Source organism: Afipia broomeae ATCC 49717, assembly GCF_000314675.2.
GTDB classification, from domain to species: domain Bacteria; phylum Pseudomonadota; class Alphaproteobacteria; order Rhizobiales; family Xanthobacteraceae; genus Afipia; species Afipia broomeae.
Genome location: NZ_KB375282.1, coordinates 145,001 through 165,620, shown reverse-complemented (window position 1 = coordinate 165,620; position 20,620 = coordinate 145,001). Strand labels below are relative to the sequence as shown.

At 61.9% G+C, this 20,620-nt stretch carries 23 protein-coding genes and 1 tRNA gene (1 of these 24 only partly in view); 10 read left to right on the top strand and 14 right to left on the bottom strand.

What is annotated here, in order from left to right; genetic code table 11:
• Window positions 1-71 precede the first annotated feature (71 nt).
• From HMPREF9695_RS00850 to HMPREF9695_RS00800, 12 genes are all read right to left on the bottom strand, one after another.
• Window positions 72-788, bottom strand: a complete 717-nt coding sequence (locus HMPREF9695_RS00850) for an MgtC/SapB family protein (protein ID WP_006018859.1) — start codon at window positions 786-788, stop codon at window positions 72-74.
• A 16-nt stretch (window positions 789-804) separates the two neighbouring features.
• Window positions 805-1,824 (bottom strand): WD40 repeat domain-containing protein, encoded by a 1,020-nt coding sequence (locus HMPREF9695_RS00845; protein WP_006018858.1) that lies wholly within the window; start codon window positions 1,822-1,824, stop codon window positions 805-807.
• Entirely contained in the window at window positions 1,824-2,876 is a 1,053-nt protein-coding gene (locus HMPREF9695_RS00840; RefSeq protein ID WP_006018857.1) for a CobW family GTP-binding protein, read from the bottom strand. The genes HMPREF9695_RS00845 and HMPREF9695_RS00840 overlap by 1 nt, the downstream gene beginning before the upstream one ends.
• 51 nt (window positions 2,877-2,927) lie before the next feature.
• Window positions 2,928-3,830: a metal ABC transporter substrate-binding protein gene (locus tag HMPREF9695_RS00835; RefSeq protein ID WP_006018856.1), complete on the bottom strand. Its 903-nt coding sequence runs from the start codon at window positions 3,828-3,830 to the stop codon at window positions 2,928-2,930.
• 9 nt (window positions 3,831-3,839) lie between these two features.
• On the bottom strand, window positions 3,840-4,709 hold the full coding sequence (locus HMPREF9695_RS00830) for a metal ABC transporter permease (protein WP_006018855.1): 870 nt from the start codon (window positions 4,707-4,709) through the stop codon (window positions 3,840-3,842).
• Window positions 4,710-4,716: 7 nt separating this feature from the next.
• On the bottom strand, window positions 4,717-5,472 hold the full coding sequence (locus HMPREF9695_RS00825; protein ID WP_006018854.1) for a metal ABC transporter ATP-binding protein: 756 nt from the start codon (window positions 5,470-5,472) through the stop codon (window positions 4,717-4,719).
• Between the two features lie 2 nt (window positions 5,473-5,474).
• On the bottom strand, window positions 5,475-5,672 hold the full coding sequence (locus HMPREF9695_RS25380; RefSeq protein ID WP_083875139.1) for a hypothetical protein: 198 nt from the start codon (window positions 5,670-5,672) through the stop codon (window positions 5,475-5,477).
• Window positions 5,673-5,805: 133 nt separating this feature from the next.
• Window positions 5,806-6,303 carry a hypothetical protein gene (locus HMPREF9695_RS00820; RefSeq protein ID WP_006018853.1) on the bottom strand — a complete coding sequence of 166 codons (498 nt, stop codon included), beginning with the start codon at window positions 6,301-6,303 and terminating at the stop codon, window positions 5,806-5,808.
• Complete coding sequence (locus HMPREF9695_RS00815; protein WP_006018852.1) at window positions 6,300-6,893, bottom strand: permease; 594 nt, start codon at window positions 6,891-6,893, stop codon at window positions 6,300-6,302. The genes HMPREF9695_RS00820 and HMPREF9695_RS00815 overlap by 4 nt, the downstream gene beginning before the upstream one ends.
• A 13-nt stretch (window positions 6,894-6,906) precedes the next feature.
• Window positions 6,907-7,281 carry a fluoride efflux transporter CrcB gene (crcB, locus tag HMPREF9695_RS00810; RefSeq protein ID WP_006018850.1) on the bottom strand — a complete coding sequence of 125 codons (375 nt, stop codon included), beginning with the start codon at window positions 7,279-7,281 and terminating at the stop codon, window positions 6,907-6,909.
• Window positions 7,282-7,356: 75 nt separating this feature from the next.
• A complete protein-coding gene (locus HMPREF9695_RS00805; RefSeq protein WP_006018849.1) occupies window positions 7,357-7,953 on the bottom strand; it encodes a superoxide dismutase in 597 nt (198 codons plus the stop codon).
• 186 nt (window positions 7,954-8,139) lie between these two features.
• Window positions 8,140-9,381, bottom strand: coding sequence for an MFS transporter (locus HMPREF9695_RS00800; protein WP_006018848.1), 1,242 nt, complete (start codon window positions 9,379-9,381; stop codon window positions 8,140-8,142).
• A gap of 107 nt (window positions 9,382-9,488) precedes the next feature.
• On the opposite strand from HMPREF9695_RS00800, the gene HMPREF9695_RS00795 reads away from it, so the two are divergent.
• The 3 genes from HMPREF9695_RS00795 (at window position 9,489) to HMPREF9695_RS00785 (ending at window position 11,971) form a co-directional block, all read left to right on the top strand.
• Window positions 9,489-10,013 (top strand): GNAT family N-acetyltransferase, encoded by a 525-nt coding sequence (locus HMPREF9695_RS00795; protein WP_006018847.1) that lies wholly within the window; start codon window positions 9,489-9,491, stop codon window positions 10,011-10,013.
• A gap of 109 nt (window positions 10,014-10,122) precedes the next feature.
• Entirely contained in the window at window positions 10,123-10,608 is a 486-nt protein-coding gene (locus tag HMPREF9695_RS00790) for a cupin domain-containing protein (RefSeq protein WP_006018846.1), read from the top strand.
• 301 nt (window positions 10,609-10,909) lie between these two features.
• Entirely contained in the window at window positions 10,910-11,971 is a 1,062-nt protein-coding gene (locus tag HMPREF9695_RS00785; protein WP_006018845.1) for a ketopantoate reductase family protein, read from the top strand.
• Window positions 11,972-12,037: 66 nt separating this feature from the next.
• On the opposite strand, the gene HMPREF9695_RS00780 is transcribed toward HMPREF9695_RS00785, so the two are convergent.
• Window positions 12,038-12,114, bottom strand: a tRNA-Met gene (locus HMPREF9695_RS00780).
• Window positions 12,115-12,437: 323 nt separating this feature from the next.
• Between HMPREF9695_RS00780 and HMPREF9695_RS00775 the strand changes: the two genes are divergently transcribed.
• From HMPREF9695_RS00775 to HMPREF9695_RS00745, 7 genes are all read left to right on the top strand, one after another.
• A complete protein-coding gene (locus HMPREF9695_RS00775) occupies window positions 12,438-13,868 on the top strand; it encodes a coniferyl aldehyde dehydrogenase (RefSeq protein ID WP_006018844.1) in 1,431 nt (476 codons plus the stop codon).
• A gap of 65 nt (window positions 13,869-13,933) precedes the next feature.
• Entirely contained in the window at window positions 13,934-15,541 is a 1,608-nt protein-coding gene (locus HMPREF9695_RS00770) for a GMC family oxidoreductase (RefSeq protein WP_006018843.1), read from the top strand.
• A 111-nt stretch (window positions 15,542-15,652) separates the two neighbouring features.
• Entirely contained in the window at window positions 15,653-16,438 is a 786-nt protein-coding gene (locus tag HMPREF9695_RS00765; RefSeq protein WP_006018842.1) for an SDR family oxidoreductase, read from the top strand.
• A 90-nt stretch (window positions 16,439-16,528) separates the two neighbouring features.
• Window positions 16,529-17,386: an MBL fold metallo-hydrolase gene (locus HMPREF9695_RS00760; RefSeq protein WP_006018841.1), complete on the top strand. Its 858-nt coding sequence runs from the start codon at window positions 16,529-16,531 to the stop codon at window positions 17,384-17,386.
• Window positions 17,387-17,492: 106 nt separating this feature from the next.
• Window positions 17,493-18,335: a fumarylacetoacetate hydrolase family protein gene (locus HMPREF9695_RS00755; protein ID WP_006018840.1), complete on the top strand. Its 843-nt coding sequence runs from the start codon at window positions 17,493-17,495 to the stop codon at window positions 18,333-18,335.
• A gap of 71 nt (window positions 18,336-18,406) precedes the next feature.
• Window positions 18,407-19,024 (top strand): glutathione S-transferase family protein, encoded by a 618-nt coding sequence (locus tag HMPREF9695_RS00750; RefSeq protein WP_006018839.1) that lies wholly within the window; start codon window positions 18,407-18,409, stop codon window positions 19,022-19,024.
• A 13-nt stretch (window positions 19,025-19,037) separates the two neighbouring features.
• Entirely contained in the window at window positions 19,038-20,129 is a 1,092-nt protein-coding gene (locus tag HMPREF9695_RS00745; RefSeq protein WP_006018838.1) for a hypothetical protein, read from the top strand.
• Between the two features lie 304 nt (window positions 20,130-20,433).
• Here HMPREF9695_RS00745 and HMPREF9695_RS00740 read toward each other — a convergent pair whose 3' ends face one another.
• Window positions 20,434-20,620 carry the 3' portion of a DUF5996 family protein gene (locus HMPREF9695_RS00740; RefSeq protein WP_041710959.1) on the bottom strand. The gene runs 737 nt beyond the window's last position, so only the last 187 of its 924 coding nucleotides appear in the window; its start codon lies beyond the right edge, outside the window; the stop codon is at window positions 20,434-20,436.

The following is a 20,620-nucleotide window of genomic DNA, read 5'->3' as shown; positions in this document are numbered from 1 at the left end:
TATGCCCGCGTGCGCGATGTCGCACTCAATGAATTGTGATTGAAAAAAAGGAACCCGGCAGACGCACGTAATCAGTCCTTGGTGCTGACGTCCCATGTCGCGTGACGAACGCCCGGCCGCCGCGCAAGATCGGCCGTGACCGCATCGAGTTCCTTTGCGTCCACCGCAGTACTCACCAGGGTGGCGACCATCTCCACGACATCTTCCGCGCGCTCGATCACATTGACGTCGCTGACCGGATAATTTGCCGCCTCCAGTCTCTCGACCAGAAGGTCACGCACCGCGTCCATCGATTCAGTATCCACCGTGAGCCTGATTTCGTATGTCGCTTCCGACGCACGCTCGTCCAGCGGGCTGCGGTTGATGGCGTTGACGAGCGGCCGCAGCAGCGTGTTGCCCGCCAGCACGAAGGCCGTGAGCGTCACCGCCTGCGCCAGCATATCAGCCCCCGCGCAGCACCCGACCGCCGCCGAGCCCCATAATGTTGCAGCCGTGTTCAGGCCGCGGACATTCATGCCTTCTTTCATGATCACGCCGGCACCGAGAAAGCCGATCCCCGACACCACATAGGCAATCACGCGCACGGCCCCGTCGGCATCGGCGAGCTGCATGGCGAGATCGACAAAAGCCGCCGCGCTCACCGCGACCAGCACATTGGTGCGCAGTCCCGCTGTGCGCAGACGGTACTGACGCTCGGCGCCGATCAGGGTGCCGAGCACGAACGCCGCCGTCAGGCTGACGAGAGTGTCGAGAAAATCAAAAACCTGGAATGTCGTCAGGAACCGCATGACGATTGCTTACTCACTACAGCGTGAGCAGTCCAGCGTCGCCGTCTTCGCTGGCAAAGGCCAGCAGCGATCCCTTTGCATTCCATGCCAGCGCGGCCACCGGCTCGCCCGCATTCCTGCGCACCAGGATTTCCGCGCCGTCCTCGATGCGCACCATCAGGATGGTACCGTCGCTGTAGCCGACTGCGAAAATATCGTCCTTGGGATGGCATGCAACCACCGTCGCCTTGGCCTGCAGCGGCGCCAACATTCCCGGCTCCTTGCCCATCGGGCCGTCCTTGCTGGCGAACGGCCACAGGATCACACTATCCGAGCCGGAGGTGGCGAGGAATTTTCCGCCGGCGCTCCATGACATCGAACGCACCCGCGCCGGATATCCGGTCATCCGCATATGGCGCGAATCCGCCAGCCGCCAGCCGTGCAGCGCCGCTTCATGCATCGAGGTGACAAGAAAGCGGTTGTCGGCGCTGAAAGTGACGCCGAGATGCGAGCCCTTCCATTCCAGAAATTCGGGCTTCGCGCCCATGTTGGGAAACCACAGCGTCACGCCGTTGTAATGTGCGATCGCAAGCCGGACGCCCTTCGGCGCGAAGGCCAGCCCGCCGACGGTCGATGGCACGTCGAGCGACTTCTCGTCGCCCTTCGGCGCTTTCACATAAGCCGTCTTTCCTGCCGACCACGCCACTGCGCCATCGGAATGCAGCGCGACATTGTCGATCCAGCGGCGCTTGGGATCGGTGGCGAGCGTCACGATGTTCGACTTGGCATCGAGAGAGATCAGCTTGCCGTCATCGCCGCCCATGACGATGCGCTTGCCGTCTGAGGCCGAGCACAGGATGCCGCCGCCGTGCACTGCGACCGGCGTTGCCTCGCCGTCGCTGCCCGCGAAGGTGACGCTCTCTTCCGCGCCGACAAACGCTGCGACGTCGCCGAGAAAATGCACGGCAGTCGCAGGCGCATCGAGCTTCACGTTGGTGACGCGATCAGTGACGGAAACGATGGAGGCCGTTTCCGGGGCCGGATTGAAGTCTTTCATCACGCGATGGTTTTCGCGAAGCCGTCGCGGATCGCCTGCTCGGGCAATTCGCGGCCGATGAACACCAGACGGCTTTCACGCTTCTCGTCATTGCGCCATTTCCGCTGATGGTCACCCTCCAGCATCATGTGGACGCCTTGGAACACATATCGGTCGTCATCACCCTTGAACGAGAGAATGCCTTTGGAGCGCAAGATCTTCTCGCCATCCTTGGCGACCAGTTCCTGCAGCCACGGCATGAACTTGGTCGGGTCGATCAGCTTGTCGGTCCGCAGCGACAGCGACTGCATGTCCTCGTCGTGATAGTGCTTCATGCCGCCGTGGGAATGACCATGGTCGTGATGATGGTCGTGGCCATCATGATCATGGTGATGATGATCGTGGTCGTGACCGCCGTCGTCCAGGAATTCCGGTTCGATCTCGAGGATCCGGTCCAGATCGAACGCGCCGCGTTCCAGCACATCCGACAGTTTCACCTGTGCACGTTCGGTCCGGTGCAGCGTCGCATAGGGATTGATCGCACGGATCCGGGCCTCGACTTCGGCCAGTTCCGGCTTGGTCACAAGATCGGTCTTGTTCAGCACGATGACGTCGGCAAACGCGATCTGGTTCTTGGCTTCCGGCGCATCCTTGAGGCGGTCGCTCAGCCACTTGGCGTCGGCCACCGTCACCACGGCATCAAGCATGGTCTTCTCGCGCACGTCTTCATCGACGAAGAAGGTCTGCGCCACCGGCGCCGGGTCGGCGAGACCGGTGGTTTCCAGAATGATAGCGTCGAACTTGCCCTTGCGCTTCATCAGGCCGTCGATGATACGCACGAGGTCGCCGCGCACCGTGCAGCAGACGCACCCGTTGTTCATCTCGAACACTTCCTCGTCCGCGCCGACGATCAGATCGTTGTCGATGCCGATCTCGCCGAATTCGTTGACGATCACGGCGTATTTCTTGCCGTGGTTCTCGGACAGGATGCGATTCAGCAGCGTGGTTTTGCCCGCACCGAGGTAGCCGGTGAGAACGGTCACGGGGATCTTGTTGGCAGCGGCTTCAGACATGGAATCTCCAGGCAAATCAGGAACACGCCCGGCGGCGGGGTGGCCCCTGCCCTAGCTCGAAAGCGCGCTCGTCAGGGCCTTTATATTGTGCCGGACCATATCAATGTAAGTGGGGGCCGGGCCCTTTTCGTCGGTCAAACTGTCCGAATAGAGCGTTCCGCCGATATTGGCCCCGGTCTCGGCGGCGATCCGCCGCATCAGGCGAGGATCGCTGACATTTTCCAGAAAAACAGCCGGAATTTTCTGCTTTTTGATCTGGGAAATGATGGCTGCAATGTCGCGGGCGCTGGGCTCGGATTCGGTCGAGACGCCCTGCGGGGCGATGAATTTGATCCCGTAGGCGGCGGCAAAATAGCCGAAGGCATCATGGGTCGAGATCACGCTGCGCCGCTCGGGTGGAATTTTTGCCACCGCTTCCCGGACATCACGATCCAGCGCATCGAGCTTTGAGAGATACGAAGCGGCATTGGCCTTGTAGGCCTCCGCTCCCGCCGGGTCCGCGGCGATCAGCGCATCGCGGATGTTGGTGACGTAGGTTTTTGCGTTGACCACCGATTGCCAGGCATGCGGGTCGGCATCGGAAGGATCATGGCTGTGGCCATCCTCGATCTTGCGTGTGGCGATGCCTTTGGTGGCGACAACGGTCGCGGCCTTGCTGCCTGACGATTTGACCAGACGCGGCAGCCAGCCTTCGAGGCCGAGGCCATTGACGATCACCAGCTTGGCGTCGGTGATCTTTTTCGCGTCCGACGGTGTCGGCGTATAGACGTGAGTATCGCTGTTGGGTCCAACCAGCGTCGTCACGTTCACGCGCTCGCCGCCGACATTTTTTGCTAAGTCGCCAAGGATCGAAAATGTCGCGACGATGTTCAGGCGTGCGGCATCAGCATTCGCAGAGGCGGGACCTACGAGCGCGACCAGAGCAACAACAAAGATGGATACAAATCGAAGCACAGTCTCTCCTCACGCTTCGAGATGGCGGCCCGGAAAGAGCTGCCGCACCAGACCGCTGACGCTCCCGAACAGGACCGACACGACATAGAGACCAGCACAGACGAGGATGATCGCCGGTCCCGACGGCACCTTGGTGTGGAACGACACCAGCAACCCCGCAAAACCCGACAGCGCCGCGCTTGCGACCGCAATGCCAATCATGCCGGTGATATCGCGTGACCAGAACCGCGCGATGCCCGCGGGCAAAATCATCAAGCCGACCGCAAGGAGCGTGCCCAGCGCGTGAAAGCCGTTGACCAGATTGATGACGACGAGCGCCAGAAACGCCAGATGTGCGGGCGCGCCTGCACGGCTCACGGTGCGCAGGAACACCGGATCGACGCACTCGATCACCAGCGGGCGATAGATCACCGCCAGCACAAGCAGCGTGATGGTGGCGTTGAACGCGATCACCAGCAGCGTCTGGTCGTCCATCGCCAGAATGTTGCCGAACAGCACATGCAGCAGATCAATATTCGTGCCCTTGACCGAAACGATGGTGACGCCGAGCGCCAGCGACACCAGATAGAACGCTGCCAGCGAGGCGTCCTCCTTCAGTTCGGTGCTGCGCGCGACAAGGCCCGACAGAAGCGCAACCGTAAAGCCAGCAATCAGGCCACCGAATGTCATCGCGAACAGGTTGAGACCCGACAGCAGAAAGCCGACCGCCGCGCCAGGCAGGATCGCGTGTGCCATGGCGTCGCCGACAAGGCTCATCCGCCGCAGCATCAGGAACACGCCGATCGGCGCGCCGCCGAGCGACAGCGCAATCACGCCGGCCAGCGCGCGGCGCATGAACTCGAATTCGATGAAAGGCGCGATCAGCGCGTCATAGATCATGACAAACTCACGCCGCCTGCGACGGTGCGTGCTCGGCGCACGGCACAGCCGCATCATCGAACGCTTCGCACATGTGACGCGCGGCCAGAAGATTTTCGGCCGTCAGTACATCCGGCGTCGCGCCCCACGCCACGGGTGAGCGCGCCAGCAACAGTGTTTCGGGGAAATTCGCGCGCACCAGTTCCATATCGTGCAATGCCGCCAGGACGGTGCGTTTCTCGGTGTGCCAGCGCCGCACCAGCGCAATCAGGTCGGCGGAGGTTTTCGCATCGATGGCGTTGAACGGCTCATCCAGCACGATCACGCGCGCGTCCTGCAACAGCACTCGGGCAAACAGCATGCGCTGCATCTGCCCGCCGGACAGTGTTCCGATCGGACGGTTCTCGAAGCCGCTCAATCCCACCGCTGCCAACGCCTCGCGGATTCGATGCTGCTCGTGCTTGCCGAGCCCGCCGAAAATGCCCTTGCGGCGCCAGAGGCCCGCGCCAACGAAATCGTAGACCGAGATCGGGAAACTGCGATCGATGTCGGCGGTTTGGGGCAGATAGGCGATGTCGCGCGGGTTCAGGCTGCCGAGGCCGATGACCCCTGCCAGCGGCTTGAGAATGCCGACAATGCCCCGAAACAGCGTGGACTTGCCGGCGCCATTTGGCCCGACCACCGCCACCAGCGCACCGGCGGCGACCTCGCCGCTCAGATGATGCACAGCCGGATGCCGGTCATAGCCCAGCGTGACGTCGCGGAATGTCAGTTGCGCCGACATGCTCACCTCATCGCCAGCAGCACCACGGCCCACAAGCCGGCACTGATCGCCACGGCGGCTGTCAGTCGTGCCGCCAGCGTCATCCGCAGGATCGACCAATGGACCGGCTGGGCCGGATGCGGCGATGCCGGGCCATGGCTGTGCGGATGAGAACCGTGTGAATGGTGGTGAGGGTGGGAATGCCCGTGCGAATGGGCCATGAGGTCCGCTTTCCAGGTCCAGTGAGGCTGAGAGGCGCTGGACCCCTCAAATTGCTCAGAAATGTTATATTATAACATAACCCGCGTCCACAGGCCCGCAAGCCTTCTGGACCTCCACAGGGCCGTTACGGCTTCAAGGCTTACCAACCACCATCACGATGGCGGCAGCCAGGAACGGGAACGGGATCGACACCACGCACCGGAACCAGACAAACCGGGCCGGCATGAAGGGGATTTCCCACAAGATCACCCGCTGGAACGCAAACAGGGCCCAGGCAACGACATAGGCGACCACCTGTGGGGTTCCGCCGCCGCTCTTGAGCGCAACCGCCCCGATCGAAAAGCCGACCACCGGCCCTCCCGGCGTCGCTGCACCGGCAACCACCGCGGTGGCGACGCCAAGCCATCCGGTGTCCGGCCCCAGCCCCCCGACGATCGCTTCCGACGGGATGATCGCGGCAATGAATCCTGACCCGATCACGCCGAGCGCAATGCGCGGCACAATGTTGATGAAATCCATCCCGCCGTTGCGGAGCGCCGAGCCCAGCACGGTCTTGTCCTGCCGCCACGCAATGACGCTCACGCCGACCAGCGAGCCCCACAGCAGGATGTCGATGATCAGCGCGGTCACAGCTTGAACCTGTGCCGCACGCGGACATAGACGAAGCGCCCGAGCGCGCCGGCGAGGATCGGCATCGGCAGCGAGATCACGATGCGCCAGAGCGTGAAGTCCGCGCCCATGATCGGCATTTCCCACGCCACCGCGCGGCCGTAGCCGATCAGCGTCCAGCTCACCACCATGGCGATGGTCGCACCGAAATCCGCACCGACTGCGAGCAAGGCGCTGGCGACAGGATAGGCGGTGAACGGTCCGCCGGGCAGGATCGCGCCGAACGCCGTCCCGATCAGCAAACCCTTCAGGCCGGATTCAGGCCCGAGCGATTTCGATACCTTGTCGTGCGGCAGCACGGCGGCGATCAACCCGCCGAGCAGGCAGCCGGCGAGGACGCGCGGCATGATCTCGCCGAACAGCGAGACATCGTGGGAAAGGATGGTCCAGACGCCGTCGAGGCCGTCGCGCCGCCACACCAGCGCGGCGCTGATCACCACAAGCGCAGCGATGATGAACGTCGACCAGCCGAACGGTTTGCGCTTGCTGCGCGAGACGGTTTCAGCGCCCTCTTCGTCGTCGGCAGGTTCGGTTTTCGGGAGTTTGGACAAGAAGAACTTTCGCTCAGGCGAAATGCCGGACCAGCGCGAGACCGCCGATGAGTCCCGCAATCGACAGCACCACCGATCCGACCACGTAGAACAGGGCCAGTCCCATTTCGCCGCGCTCATACAGCGTCACCGCATCGAGCGAGAATGCCGAAAACGTGGTGTAGCCACCGAGAATCCCGGTCATGACGAACAGCCGCCACGGCTGCGATGCCTCACCCTTGAAGGCGAGATAACCGGCGATGAGCCCCATCACCAGCGAGCCGGTGATGTTGATCACGAATGTGCCGTAGGGAAAATTGAGGCCGCATGCACGGGCGCAGCCGACATTGACCGCATGGCGAAGCGACGCGCCCAGACCACCGCCGACAAAGACAAGAACATAGTTCATGGGAATTCAGGTTCGCCTGAATGTCGTTCTAAAAAAGGGGCCGCAAATTGCGGCCCCTTGAGTTTAATGCGCCGCTTAGGCCTTCTCGAACAGGGACTCGACGTATTCCCAGTTCACGAGGTGATCGACGAACGCCTTGAGATAGTCAGGGCGGCGATTGCGGTAATCGATGTAGTAGGAATGCTCCCACACGTCGACGCCGAGGATCGGCGTCGCGCCATGGACCAGCGGGCTTTCGCCGTTCAGCGTCTTGGAAATTTCGAGCTTGCCGTTCTTCACCGAAAGCCACGCCCAGCCCGAGCCGAACTGGCCGACACCGGCCGCGATGAAGTCGGTCTTGAACTTCTCAAGACCGCCGAGATCCTCGTCGATCTTCTTGGCGAGCTTGCCGGGAAGCTTGTCGCCACCGCCGTTGGGCTTCATCCAGTTCCAGAAATGGTTGTGGTTATAGTCCTGGCCGGCGTTGTTGAAGATCGGCGCGTTCTTGCCGAACGAGCCCTTCACGATGTCTTCAAGGGACTTGCCCTCAAACTCGGTGCCCTTGATCAGATTGTTGAGGTTGGTCACGTAAGCCTGGTGATGCTTGTCGTGATGATATTCGAGCGTCTCCTTCGACATGTACGGCTGGAGCGCATCATGAGCGTAAGGCAAATTCGCGAGCGTGAAGGTCATGGGTCAACTTCCGGAAATTGTGGGTGACGAGGTGTCAACGCGGCGCACTATAGAAGGTTTCCCGGAGAGGGAAACAGGGTTGCCGCACTGAATCGCGATGATGGCCGGATCGCCCCGCAGAGCGGGTAGTGCCGGACCATCGTTTTTACAAATCGCCTTATTCGGACAGTCTCTTAAGCGGCCTTCTCAAGCAGCCTCGGGCAGCGCTCCGGCCAGTTCGTTCTTGGCCTTCGGCGGCCGCACATTCATCAGCATCTGGAACGACCCCGCGATCAGGCCGATGATAACCGCGCCCTTCCAGGCCAGATCATAGCTGCCGAGACGATCGAAAATCAGGCCGCTGCCCCAGGCGCCGATAAACGATCCCACCTGATGGCTGAGGAAGGCGATACCGGTCAGGGTCGCCATGTAGCGCAGTCCGAACAATTGCGCGACGAGACCGTTCACCAGCGGCACAACCCCGAGCCAGAGCGAGCCCATCACCGCCGCGAAAATCAGCGTCGATGTCGGCGTGGCGGGAAGGAGGAAATACACCGCGATCGCAAGCGAACGCACAATGTAAATGCCGCCGAGCAGCAGTTGCTTGGGATAACGTCCTCCCAGCCAGCCGAACGCGTAGGACCCGAACACATTGAACAGCCCGACCAGCGCCAGCGCCGTTGCGCCGAGCGACGGATCAAGGCCGCAGATCGCAAGATAATTCGGCAGATGTGTCGTGATGAAGACAAGCTGCAGCCCGCACACGAAGAACGCGAGCGCCATGATGACGTAGCCGGAATGTCCGAGCGCCGACTGGACCACCGCGCCAAGCGACTGGTTCACATCGTCCGCCTTGTCGATCTCGATCTTGTCGGCCTTGCCCGCGCTGAAGGCTGACGGAAGCATGACACAGGCCAGACCGATGAAACCGACCAGAGCGATCTGCCAGCCGGATGTCGAAATCAGGGTCTGGGCCAATGGCGAGGCGATCACCAGACCGATCGAACCGGCGGCGGAAATCGCGCCCATGGTGACGCTGCGCTTGGCCGCGGACACCGCCCGCGCCGAGACGGTCATGCTCATGCTCGACGCCGTGCACGACAGCGCGATGCCGACGCAGATGCCACAGCCGAACGTGAAGGCCAGCGCCGTGGTCGCGAAGATCATGGTGACGAGGCCGAGAATGTAGACAAGGACACCGATGAGCATCACGTAACGGGAGCCGTAGCGGTCGGCGAACATGCCGACGAAGGGCTGGGTGATGCCCCACATGATGTTCTGGATCGCGGTGGCCAGCGAGAAATCGGCGCTGGTGATCTGGGTATCATGCAGGATCGAGGGCTGGAAAAGCCCGAAGCTCTGCCGCATACCCATCGACAGGCTCAACATGACGGATGCGCCGATCAGGATCGACCACTTCTGGTAGGAGCTGAGCTGAGAGGCCTGCATTGTAGAAAATTCTCCCGATATGGCGTTCATAGTCGCATCGGAATCGGCATTTTACATCTGCGCAAAGAACAAGGCTGATGTGCGCGCCCCAAGGACAAGGCGATCGGATGAGCATCGAAATCGATATCGCGACCGGTAATACGGCGTGGCCCGCGGTCAAGCCGCTGTTGTCGGCGGTCTGGCCGCCGGAGGTCGTGAAAGCAGCACCGTGGGGCCACATCGTCTTCGCCCATGCCGACCTGCGGGTGATGATCGAACTGGACGGCGATGTCGTCTGCCATGCCGGGATTTATCGCCGCACCGGCACCTGGAACGGCCGCAAGGTCATCATCGGCGGAATCGGCGGCGTGGCGACGCGCGAGGATCGCCGCGGTCGCGGCTACGCGACGCTCGCCATCAATGCGGCGATCCACACCCTGACCGAGGAACGTGCCACCGACTTCGGAATGCTGTTCTGCGAACCGCACAACACTGCATTTTACGAAAAACTCGGCTGGCAGACTTTCAACGGCACCGTGTACGCAGAGCAGCCCGGCGGACGCGCGCCGTTCACGGCGATGGCGCCCTATGTCTTCAAGATCAAGCGCCTGCTGCGCGAAGGCACGATCGACCTCTGCGGCCTGCCCTGGTGAGCGAAGCGAATACGCCTGAAGAGTTTTAAAAAGGGCTCTCTCCATTGCCCGTTCTGAAAGGCCGGGCTAGCCTCCCTTCACAACAAGAAAAGCAAGGGAGCGAACCACCATGAAAAAAATCAGAACTGCTTTGACGATCGCGGGATGTGCCGCTGTCGCGATGATGTTTCAGCCGGCAGCGCAGGCCGAAACAGATGCCGATGGCTTCATTCGAATCAAGCAGGGCGAAGAGCAGTACAAGAATCCGTTCGGTGTCGGCGTCGAGGTGGCGACACTGTTCGGCGATCCCTCGAAGCCCGGCATTTATGTGCTGCGCATCAAGTGGCCACCGGGCATCATGAGCAAGCCGCACAAGCATCCCGAAGACCGGCATGTCGTGGTGCTGTCCGGCACCTGGTACACCGGCACAGGCGAAGCGTTCGAGCCGCAGAAGGCAATCCCGCTCAAGACCGGCGCCTACATGATGCATCCGAACGGCAAGGTGCACTGGGACGGCACGCGCGAGGAAGGCGCGATCATCCAGATCACGGGATATGGACCAAGCGGAAACGCCTTCAGCAAACCGGATGAGCCGCAATTCGGCAAAACCAACTGACAAGACCAAATAAAAGCCGCCCCAATCGGGCGGCTTTTTCCTGAGGCAGGCGCACGACAATCCACACGGCCCTCGCGGCCAATAGCCTGCCCAAAAGGCCCAAAACGGGCTGGTATATGATTGTTATGTATACCAACTTGCGTTAGATACGGTCGCCCTTCCACCCGAAGGGCTATTTCCCCTGCGATGTTAAGGATCTGGCCTGCGCCGTTCTTTGCCCCGGCAGGACTTCTGATGTGACAGACACTCTCAGCCCGGTTTGTGTTGAGACGTGACGGCGTAATTTTGAGGACGAGCAAGCATGGCGCGCAACATTCTGATTCTTGGAGCCTCGTACGGCTCGCTGCTGGGAACAAAGCTGCTGATGGCCGGTCACAATGTGACGCTGGTTTGCCGCAAGAACACCGCAGAACTCATCAACCGTGACGGCACCGAAGTCCGCATCCAGCTTCGCGGCGAACCGGCGCACCGCTCGATCTTTTCGCGCGACCTGCCCGGGAAACTGGATGCCACCTCGCCCGACAAGGTCGATCTGTCGCGTTATGATCTCGTCGCTCTTGCCATGCAGGAGCCGCAGTACACCAACCACACGATCCGCGTTCTGATGATCAAGATCGCCGCGGCGAAGCTGCCGTGTCTGTCGATCATGAACATGCCGCCGCTGCCCTATCTCAAGCGGATCGACGCTCTGGCTAGCATGGACCTCGAAGAGGCCTACACCAATGCGCAGGTCTGGGAACGGTTTGAGCCGGGCCTGGTGACGCTCTGCTCGCCCGATCCGCAGGCCTTCCGTCCGCCGGAGGAGCCGGCGAATGTCCTTCATGTCGGCCTGCCGACAAATTTCAAGGCTGCGACATTTGCAGATGACGCGCACAACAAACTGCTGCGCGAACTCGAAGCCGATATCGACGCGGTGACGCTCGACGGCAAGGACGTTCCGGTGAAGCTGAAGGTGTTCGACTCGCTGTTCGTCCCGCTGGCGAAGTGGTCGATGCTGCTGACCGGAAACTATCGCTGCATCACGCCCAACGATCCCCAGCCGATCCGCGAGGCCGTGCATGGCGATCTGAATCTCTCGAAGTCGATCTACAACCATGTCGATGCGGTCGCGCGAAAGCTCGGCGCGGACCCGGAAGATCAGGTGCCGTTCGAGAAATACGCCAAGGCCGCGGAAAGCCTGCTCAAGCCGTCGTCAGCCGCACGCGCGGTGGCCAGCGGCGCGCCTTTCATTGAGCGGGTCGATCTCTTGGTGAAGTTGATCTCGCATCAGCTTGGAATGCCCAATGCCGATATCGATCGTACGGTCGAAGTCGTCGATATGAAACTGGGCGAGAAGATCGTGCCGGGTGGATCCGCAGGATAGCGGCCGCTGCCGTAACCGGCCAAAGAAAAACCCTTCCAGATCATTGATCTGGAAGGGTTTTTTGTTTGGTTGCGGGGATAGGATTTGAACCTATGACCTTCAGGTTATGAGCCTGACGAGCTACCGGGCTGCTCCACCCCGCGATAAACCGGTGCGCACCTTCACACGACCGACGACAGTTCAACGCCAAAAGCGTCGTTCCAACCCGTCCGGAGGCGAGAGAAGGCTACCAGGGCAAGACGCCCGTGGTGCGAGGCGTATGTACCAACGACACCCCGCTTTGGAAAGGCCTGCGGGCGATCTTTTTCACGATTTTATGACGGCCGTCCAAGGGACTGATGCCACGGCGTTTCTGCGGCTTGGGTCCAAGCGGGCTTGCCAACAGGGCCGCGACATATCAGCCTTCAGTCAATCCAAATAAGGCATGGCATCCAAAAGCCGGCCACGAGGAAACCCGGGGAGACCAATGAATCAGGCCGTCAGGAATCCCGCCGCAGGCGCCATCGAGGATGTGTTCCGCCGCGCCGTGGCGCTGTCGCGTGCGGCAGAACCTTCCCTTGCAGAGCGCCGCGACCGGCTCGCCCGGCTGCGCGCCCTTGTGGTGGAGAATGAAACCCGATTCGACGAGGTGATCTCGGCAGATTTCGGCAATCGCTCCAGGACGGAGACCCTGATCGCCGAGACGCTGTTCGTCCTCGCGGAGATCAAGCACGCGACCAAAAATCTCGGCCGGTGGATGGCGCCGAAGCATGTCGTGACCGAACTGCAATACTTCCCGGCGAAGAACAAACTGCTGCCGCAGCCGCTCGGCGTGGTCGGCATCATCGCGCCGTGGAATTATCCATTGCAGCTCACGCTCGCCCCTGCCGTCGCGGCCATCGCCGCCGGCAACCGCGTGATGATCAAGCCGAGCGAACTGGTGCCGCGGTTTTCCGCGCTGCTACAGAAGCTGATCGCCGAAAAATTCGACGATACCGAGGTGACGGTCACCGGCATCGACGGCGATATATCCGAGCGGTTCGCGGCGCTGCCGTTCGATCATCTGATCTTCACCGGCTCGACCCGCGTCGGGCGATTGGTCGCCGAGGCCGCGGGCCGCAACCTGACGCCGGTGACGCTCGAACTCGGCGGCAAGTCGCCGGCCATCATCGATCGGTCCGCCGACATCAACGAAGCCGCCGAGCGGATCGTCTACGGCAAGCTGATGAACGCCGGACAAACCTGCATCGCGCCGGATTACGTCCTGATCGCACGAGGCAACATGGACGAGTTCGTCGCCAGGGCGAACAGCGCGGTCGCGCGGATGTTCGGCACCAGCCCCGACAACAAGGATTACACCTCGATCGTTTCGGACAAGCATTACGCCCGGCTCGAAAGCCTTGTTCAGGACGCCGCCGCGCGGGGCGGCAAAATCGTGCAGCCGGCGAGCGCAGACAATCCGGCGTGGAAAGCACAACGGAAATTCCCGCCAACTTTCATCAGCGGCGCCACAACCGACATGAAGGTGATGCAGGAGGAAATCTTCGGGCCGATCCTGCCGGTGTTCGCCTGTGATACCACCGACGCAGCCATCGCTCATATCAACGCCAATGATCGTCCGCTGGCACTGTACTGGTTCGGCAAGGACGACGCCGCGCGGGATCAGGTGCTCGCACGCACCGTCTCCGGCGGTGTCACCATCAATGATTGCCTGTTTCATTTCGTGCAGGCCAATCAGCCGATGGGCGGCGTCGGCGCATCAGGCACCGGCGCCTATCACGGCGAATGGGGCTTCCGCACGTTGAGCAAGATGAAGCCGGTGTTCTATCGCTCACCGTTCAACCGGCTCGCCGACCTGTACCCGCCCTATGGCAGCAGGATCGCGCGCCTGATCAAGCTGCTGCGTTTCATGTCGTAAATTCTTTTCAGATCAAGACGACCGGCATCAATGCCGGCGTAAACAATGCTGTCAGGGGGAAGATCATGGCGGACACGTTCGATTACGTGGTTGTGGGAGCGGGCTCGGGAGGCTGCGCGGTGGCAAGCCGCCTGTCGGAAGACCCCAATGTCTCGGTCGCGCTGCTGGAAGCCGGCGGCAAGGACGACAACTGGGTCGTGACCACGCCCGGCGCGCTGATTTTCATGGTGTCCGGCCCGGTCAACAACTGGGCGTTCGAAACGGTCCCGCAGCCCGGCCTCAACGGCCGCAAAGGCTACCAGCCGCGCGGCAAGGGCCTCGGCGGATCGTCATCGATCAACGCGATGTGCTACATCCGTGGCCACAAGGCCGACTACGATCGCTGGGCCTCGCTCGGCAACACGGGATGGTCGTATGCCGACGTGCTGCCCTACTTCAAGCGGTCCGAAGACAACAACGAACTGGACGGCTTCTATCACGGCAAGGGCGGCCCGCTCAGCGTCACCAAGCTGCAAACCGACAATCCGGTTCAGGACATCTACCTGCAGGCCGCGCGCGAGGCACAGTTCCGGATTAACGAGGACTTCAACGGCGAGGAACAGGAAGGGCTCGGCGTTTATCAGGTCACGCAGAAGAACGGCGAACGCTGGAGTGCCGCGCGCGGCTACATCCATCCGTTCATGGATACACGCAAGAACCTGCATGTGATCACCGGCGCGCATGCCACGCGCATCCTGTTCGACGGCAAGCGTGCGACCGGCATCGCGTATCGCCGGGGCAAGGAGACGAGGCAGGTCAAGGCGCGGCGCGAAATCGTTCTCGGCCTCGGCGCTTTCCAGACCCCGCAACTGCTGATGCTGTCCGGCGTCGGCGATCAATCCGAACTCGCCAGGCACGGCATCGCGCCGGTGCATCATTTGCCAGGCGTCGGCAAGAACCTGCACGATCACCCGGACTTCGTGTTCGGCTTCCGCTCGGACAATCCGAACTTCACCGGATTGACGCTTCCGGGCATCAAACGCATCATCAAATCGATCTTCCAGTATCGCCGCGAGCGCCGCGGCCCGATGACATCGAACATCGCCGAATGCGGCGGGTTTCTCAAAACCCGGCCCGATCTGGATTTGCCGGACATTCAACTGCACTTCTGCATGGCGGTGGTGAACAACCATGGCCGCACGCCGTTCTTCGGCAGCGGCTTTTCCTGCCACGTCTGCCTGCTGCGGCCGAAAAGCCGCGGCAGCGTCTGGCTGCAAAGCGCCGATCCGATGCAGCCACCCGCCATCGACCCGAATTTCTTTGGCGATCCCGACGATCTCGAGGCGATGGTCGCAGGCTTCAAGACAACCAAGCGCCTGCTCGATGCGCCCGCGCTGAAAGCCCTTCAAACATCCGATCCGTTCACCGCCGGCGTGGAATCCGACGACCAGATTCGCGAGGCTTTGCGTGCGCGGACCGACACGGTCTATCACCCGGTCGGTACCTGCAAGATGGGCGTCAATGATCCGATGGCCGTGGTCGATCCAAGGCTCAAGGTCTACGGCATCGAGGGCCTGCGCATCGCGGACGCATCGATCATGCCCGAAGTGATCGGCGGCAATACCAATGCCCCCACCATCATGATCGGCGAGAAGGCCGCCGACATGATCAAGGCAGAGATGCGCGCCTCTTGATTGCGCGCGCCGCATAGATCAGGCATGACGGCTTATCTACCCAATACCGCCGACAGTTCCGTGACCGGTTTGCGGCGGAGACAAGAAACCCAGCAAAAACGGGAGTAACCAGTGGATCTCGGAATTTCAGGACGGCGCGCGATTGTGTGCGCAGCAAGCAAGGGTCTGGGCCGCGCCTGCGCGATCGCGCTCGCGAATGAAGGCGTGCATGTCACGATCACGGCGCGCGGCGCGGAAGCCCTCGCCAGGACCGCAGCGGACATTCGCAAAGCCAGCCCCAAGGTGACGGTGACGGAAGTCGTCGGCGACATCACCACACCGGCCGGACGCGAAGCCGCGCTGAAGGCTTGTCCCGATCCGGACATCCTGATCAACAACGCCGGCGGGCCGCCGCCGGGCGATTTTCGCGACTGGTCCCGCGACGACTGGATCAAGGCGCTCGACGCCAACATGCTGACGCCGATCGAACTGATCAAGGCGACAGTCGACGGCATGATGGCGCGCAAGTTCGGCCGCATCGTCAATATCACATCCGCCGCGGTGAAGGCGCCGATCGACGTGCTGGGATTGTCGAACGGCGCGCGCAGCGGTCTCACCGGTTTCGTCGCCGGCATCGCGCGCAAGACCGTGATCGCCAATGTCACCATCAACGGCCTGCTGCCGGGACCGTTCGACACCGACCGCATTCGCGGGCCGATTGCGCAGAAGGCCGCGGATGCGCAAGGCATTTCCGTCGAGGATCTGCTGAAGCAGCGCGCCAAGCAGAACCCGGCCGGACGCTTCGGCGATCCGGAGGAGTTCGGTCTTGCCTGCGCGTTCCTGTGCGGCGCCAAGTCCGGCTTCATCACCGGCCAGAACATCCTGCTCGATGGCGGCGCCTATCCGGGCACGATGTAAGCGCGCCCCACGCGATCAACGCAGAACAAACCCTCGGGTTGAAAACCCGAGGGTGAAAACAATACGTCGAAGCGACCGGGAGCAGGCTTGATGCAATGGACCGTGGGCCGCGTCAAAATCACCAACGTCGTGGAAATCGGAGCGACGGGCGGCACGCGATTCATTCTTCCGCAGGCCACACCTGAAGAAGCCCGGAAGCTACCATGGCTGGTGCCGCATTATGCGAACGCCGAAGGCCGCTTGAGGCTCAATGTGCAGTCGTGGATCGTGGAGACGCCGACGAACAAAATCATTGTCGACACCTGCATCGGCAACAACAAGACGGGCCGATCCGTACCGGTGTGGAATAATCTCGACAGGCCGTTCCTGAATGACTTCGCTGCTGCGGGTTATCCGGCGGAGACGATCGATACGGTTCTCTGCACGCATCTTCATGTCGATCATGTCGGCTGGAATACGAAGCTTGTCGACGGCAAGTGGGTGCCGACGTTTGCCAATGCCCGCTATCTGTTCGGCAGGACCGAATACGATTACTGGGCCGCGCACAGTCCTGCTGGCGAACACAAGGCGGTGTTCGAGGATTCGGTGCAACCGATCGTCGATGCCGGACGCGCCGATCTGATCGGCGGCGATCACCGCATAGGTGACGAAGTATCGCTGATCGCAACCCCCGGACACAGCCCCGGCCACATGAGTGTTCTCGTCACATCCGACGGCCAGCAGGCGCTGCTGACCGGCGACGTCGCCCACCATCCCTGCCAGATGGCGCACCTCGACTGGTCATCGACGGCGGATTCCGATCCGATCCAGTCCATTGAGGCCCGGAAAATGCTGTTTTCGCGCTTTGCGGACACGCCCACGCTGGTATTCGGCGGTCACTACGACCCCGGACACATCGTGCGCGACGGCGATGCCTTCAGGCTGATTGCAGCCCCAGAGAGCCCCTGAAAATGAGGGCGCTGCACAACGCCTCTAAAGGTTGAATTTCCCCGCGCCGTGTCGCATGAAACATCCGACGAATGAATTATCGGACGAAAACAAAGAGGAACTGCCTATGAAATTGGTTCGTTATGGCGCCATGGGCCAGGAGAAGCCCGGATTGCTCGACCGCTCGGGCCGCATTCGCGACCTGTCGGCTCTGGTCAAGGATATCAATGGCGATGCGCTCTCGCCCGCCGCTCTTGCCAAGATCGCCGCTGTCGATCCGGCGTCGCTGCCGCTGGTGGATGGCAATCCGCGCCTCGGTTCTCCGGTCACAGGCATCACCAAATTCGTCGCCATCGGCCTCAACTATGCCGACCATGCCGCCGAAGCCGGCATGGCAATCCCGTCCGAGCCGATCGTTTTCATCAAGGCCAACACCAGCCTTTGCGGGCCGAACGACAATATCGAAAAGCCGCGCGGATCGACCAAGCTCGACTGGGAAGTCGAACTCGCGATCATCATCGGCACCAAGGCAAAGTATGTCACCGAAGCCGACGCCCTGAAGCACGTCGCGGGCTATGCGGTCTGCAACGATGTCTCGGAGCGGTTCTTTCAGATCGAGCGCGGCGGACAGTGGACCAAGGGCAAGTCCCACGACACCTTCGGCCCTGTCGGCCCGTGGATTGCGACAGCCGACGAAATCCCCGACCCGCAGAAACTCGGCATGTGGCTCGATGTCAACGGCACGCGCTGCCAGACCGGTTCGACTGCAACCATGATCTTCGGTGTGGCGAAGATCGTGTCCTACGTCTCTGAAATCATGACGCTGTATCCCGGCGACATCATCACCACCGGCACGCCGCCCGGCGTCGGCATGGGCATGAAGCCGCAGAAATTCCTCAATGTCGGCGACGTCGTCACCCTCGGCATCGATGGCCTCGGCGCGCAGCGTCAGGAAATCGTCGCGGCCTGATCGCCAACACGTTCATGGCTCCGGCGTGCGCGCCGGAGCCGTTGCTCATTTCTCGGATTCAGGGACGCTCCATGAAGCTTGCCTATTCGCCGGCATCGCCGTTCGCACGCAAGATCCGCATCGCCGCCATGGAGCTTGGGCTGTTCGACAGGATCGAGTTTATCGTTCCGATCAAGGCGATCCCGGTCACCGAGAACGAAGAATACGCACGCAACGTCAGTCCGCTGCGCAAGATTCCGGCGCTGATCCTCGACAGTGGTCAGGTCATCGTGGATTCCTACGTGATCGCCGAGTATCTCGACGAACTCGGCGGCGGGAAGCTGATCCCCGCATCGGGACCCGCGAAGTGGCAGGTCAAGACCGACCATTCCATTCTACAGGGCATGCTCGATGCGCTGCTGCTGTGCCGCTACGAGAGAATGCTGCGGCCGAAGGAATTGCTCTGGGCCGGATGGGCGGACGATCAGTTCAAGCGCGCATGGGATGGTCTGGCGCGCTACGAGGCGCATCCCGACGTGCTGACCCGCCCGCTGGACATCGTGCAAATCGGCATCGTCTGCGTGCTCGGCTATCTCGACTTCCGATTTCCCGATTGCGGCTGGCGCAAAACCTTTCCGAAGCTCGACTCGTTCCATGAAAAAATGATGCAGCGAGACTCCGTGAAGAGCACCGTTCCGCCGCCGGCCTGATCGAGGACGGGCGATGAGCGACCGCGCAGACGACACCGATTTCAGAGCCTGGCACGCGGTCGCCGATCTCTACCACGCCTATTTCACCGGGCTGATCATGTCGCTGGTGACACGGCGCAGCACCGCCGACGCCGCGGCGTTTGTGTTCCGCGTTTTCCGGCGCCAGCACCACGAGCGCTTTCTTGCCGGCATCGAGAAGTTCGGCCTGAGCAAGGCGCCGCATGCGGTGGCCGCCGCGCAGTATCATTATCTCAGCAACCAGATCGGCGGCGTGAACGTCGAGTATATGCGCGAGTCCGATCGCAAGGCTTGGATCCGCTATCCGCCGCCGCGCTGGGTCTGGCGTGGCACCGCGATCTGCGCGATTCCGGGCGAAGTGTCCGCCGGGATGCTTCGCGGCTGGCACGCCCATAACGGTGTTTCACTCAACAATCCGCGCATGGGCTTTGTCTGCACCAAGCAGACCGTCGACGGCCAGAACGGGCTCGAAGGTTTCTACTACGAATATGACCGCGATCTTCGGCCCGATGAGCGGCTGGTATTCGCGCGGCATCTCGAAGCCCCGCTGTTCGATCCGGCTGCTGCGCCGAAGCTCACGACCGATACATGGCCGCGCGCGCGGCTGGAAAAAGCCTACCGCAACTATGCGATGGAATATGTCCGCTCCGCGCTGCCGGTGATCGTCAACCAGTTCAGCCCCTCCGATGCGGGTCATTTGTTGTATCTGACCGGCAAGCTCGTCGGCATGCAGTTCTACCCCGACATCGCCGCAAGTTTCCCCGCAGCACATGACGCCGGTCCGCAAGGCTTCGGCGCCTTCCTGCTCGAATTCCTGCGCGCCGAAGGCGACGAGGCCGATCTCGCTCAGACGCGTGGCGGAATCACGGTCTCACAGAGGCAATGGGGACTGATCGCGGGCGTTCCCGATTATCATCCGATGTGCCTGCGCGCGCTGAGCGGATTGATCGAAGGCCTGATGACTGCACGTGACCGCCGCCTGTCGCTGGATTTCTCGGCCGATTCAGATCGCGCGCCGGGTCCGCTGACATGGACCATCACACAGAAGCCGCTTGCAGCGACCGATGACGGACGGTTTCCGGCGTAGCGTCTTTCCGCTCGTTCTCGCGCAAGCGCACGAAATTACTCTCGCGGCGCAAATCAATGCGTCCGAGCTGCTCATCCCGCCAAGCGGGCGGTGGAGCGGCGGGAGGCGCCAAGGTGCTTGCGAGGCACCTTTGGCGAACCCTTGCGATCGGGTTCGCCGCGCAGCCTTGCGAGGGCCGCGCGCGCCTGATGCGACAGGCGCTGCGCCTCCCGGCGCTCCACCGTCGTCACTCAGGGCCAAACCGCGGTGCTCATGAAACATCGCGGTCTGTATTTAATAGGAATATAATCTCAGGCAAAAGAAGTCAAGCCCGCTCCAGCGCGGCGCGGTCCCATTTGCCGGCATTGGCGGCCGCCTCATAGGTGCTCTGGAAAAACGCGAGCAGCATCGCATCGGGATCGGCGGACATCCGCACCGCATCGTAATCCAGAACGAACTCCTGAAGATTCGGATCGAACGACGCCTGCGGCGGCCGCAGCGGCGCGGCGGCA

Coding starts and splice junctions, on each gene's coding strand:
- HMPREF9695_RS00755 (WP_006018840.1), top strand. CDS start 17,493: ATGAAATTGGTTCGTTATGGCGCCATGGGCCAGGAGAAGCCCGGATTG.
- HMPREF9695_RS00845 (WP_006018858.1), bottom strand. CDS start 1,824: ATGAAAGACTTCAATCCGGCCCCGGAAACGGCCTCCATCGTTTCCGTC.
- HMPREF9695_RS00830 (WP_006018855.1), bottom strand. CDS start 4,709: ATGATCTATGACGCGCTGATCGCGCCTTTCATCGAATTCGAGTTCATG.
- HMPREF9695_RS25380 (WP_083875139.1), bottom strand. CDS start 5,672: ATGGCCCATTCGCACGGGCATTCCCACCCTCACCACCATTCACACGGT.
- HMPREF9695_RS00785 (WP_006018845.1), top strand. CDS start 10,910: ATGGCGCGCAACATTCTGATTCTTGGAGCCTCGTACGGCTCGCTGCTG.
- HMPREF9695_RS00770 (WP_006018843.1), top strand. CDS start 13,934: ATGGCGGACACGTTCGATTACGTGGTTGTGGGAGCGGGCTCGGGAGGC.
- HMPREF9695_RS00800 (WP_006018848.1), bottom strand. CDS start 9,381: ATGCAGGCCTCTCAGCTCAGCTCCTACCAGAAGTGGTCGATCCTGATC.
- HMPREF9695_RS00805 (WP_006018849.1), bottom strand. CDS start 7,953: ATGACCTTCACGCTCGCGAATTTGCCTTACGCTCATGATGCGCTCCAG.
- crcB (WP_006018850.1), bottom strand. CDS start 7,281: ATGAACTATGTTCTTGTCTTTGTCGGCGGTGGTCTGGGCGCGTCGCTT.
- HMPREF9695_RS00825 (WP_006018854.1), bottom strand. CDS start 5,472: ATGTCGGCGCAACTGACATTCCGCGACGTCACGCTGGGCTATGACCGG.
- HMPREF9695_RS00775 (WP_006018844.1), top strand. CDS start 12,438: ATGAATCAGGCCGTCAGGAATCCCGCCGCAGGCGCCATCGAGGATGTG.
- HMPREF9695_RS00850 (WP_006018859.1), bottom strand. CDS start 788: ATGCGGTTCCTGACGACATTCCAGGTTTTTGATTTTCTCGACACTCTC.
- HMPREF9695_RS00745 (WP_006018838.1), top strand. CDS start 19,038: ATGAGCGACCGCGCAGACGACACCGATTTCAGAGCCTGGCACGCGGTC.
- HMPREF9695_RS00750 (WP_006018839.1), top strand. CDS start 18,407: ATGAAGCTTGCCTATTCGCCGGCATCGCCGTTCGCACGCAAGATCCGC.
- HMPREF9695_RS00840 (WP_006018857.1), bottom strand. CDS start 2,876: ATGTCTGAAGCCGCTGCCAACAAGATCCCCGTGACCGTTCTCACCGGC.
- HMPREF9695_RS00795 (WP_006018847.1), top strand. CDS start 9,489: ATGAGCATCGAAATCGATATCGCGACCGGTAATACGGCGTGGCCCGCG.
- HMPREF9695_RS00760 (WP_006018841.1), top strand. CDS start 16,529: ATGCAATGGACCGTGGGCCGCGTCAAAATCACCAACGTCGTGGAAATC.
- HMPREF9695_RS00790 (WP_006018846.1), top strand. CDS start 10,123: ATGAAAAAAATCAGAACTGCTTTGACGATCGCGGGATGTGCCGCTGTC.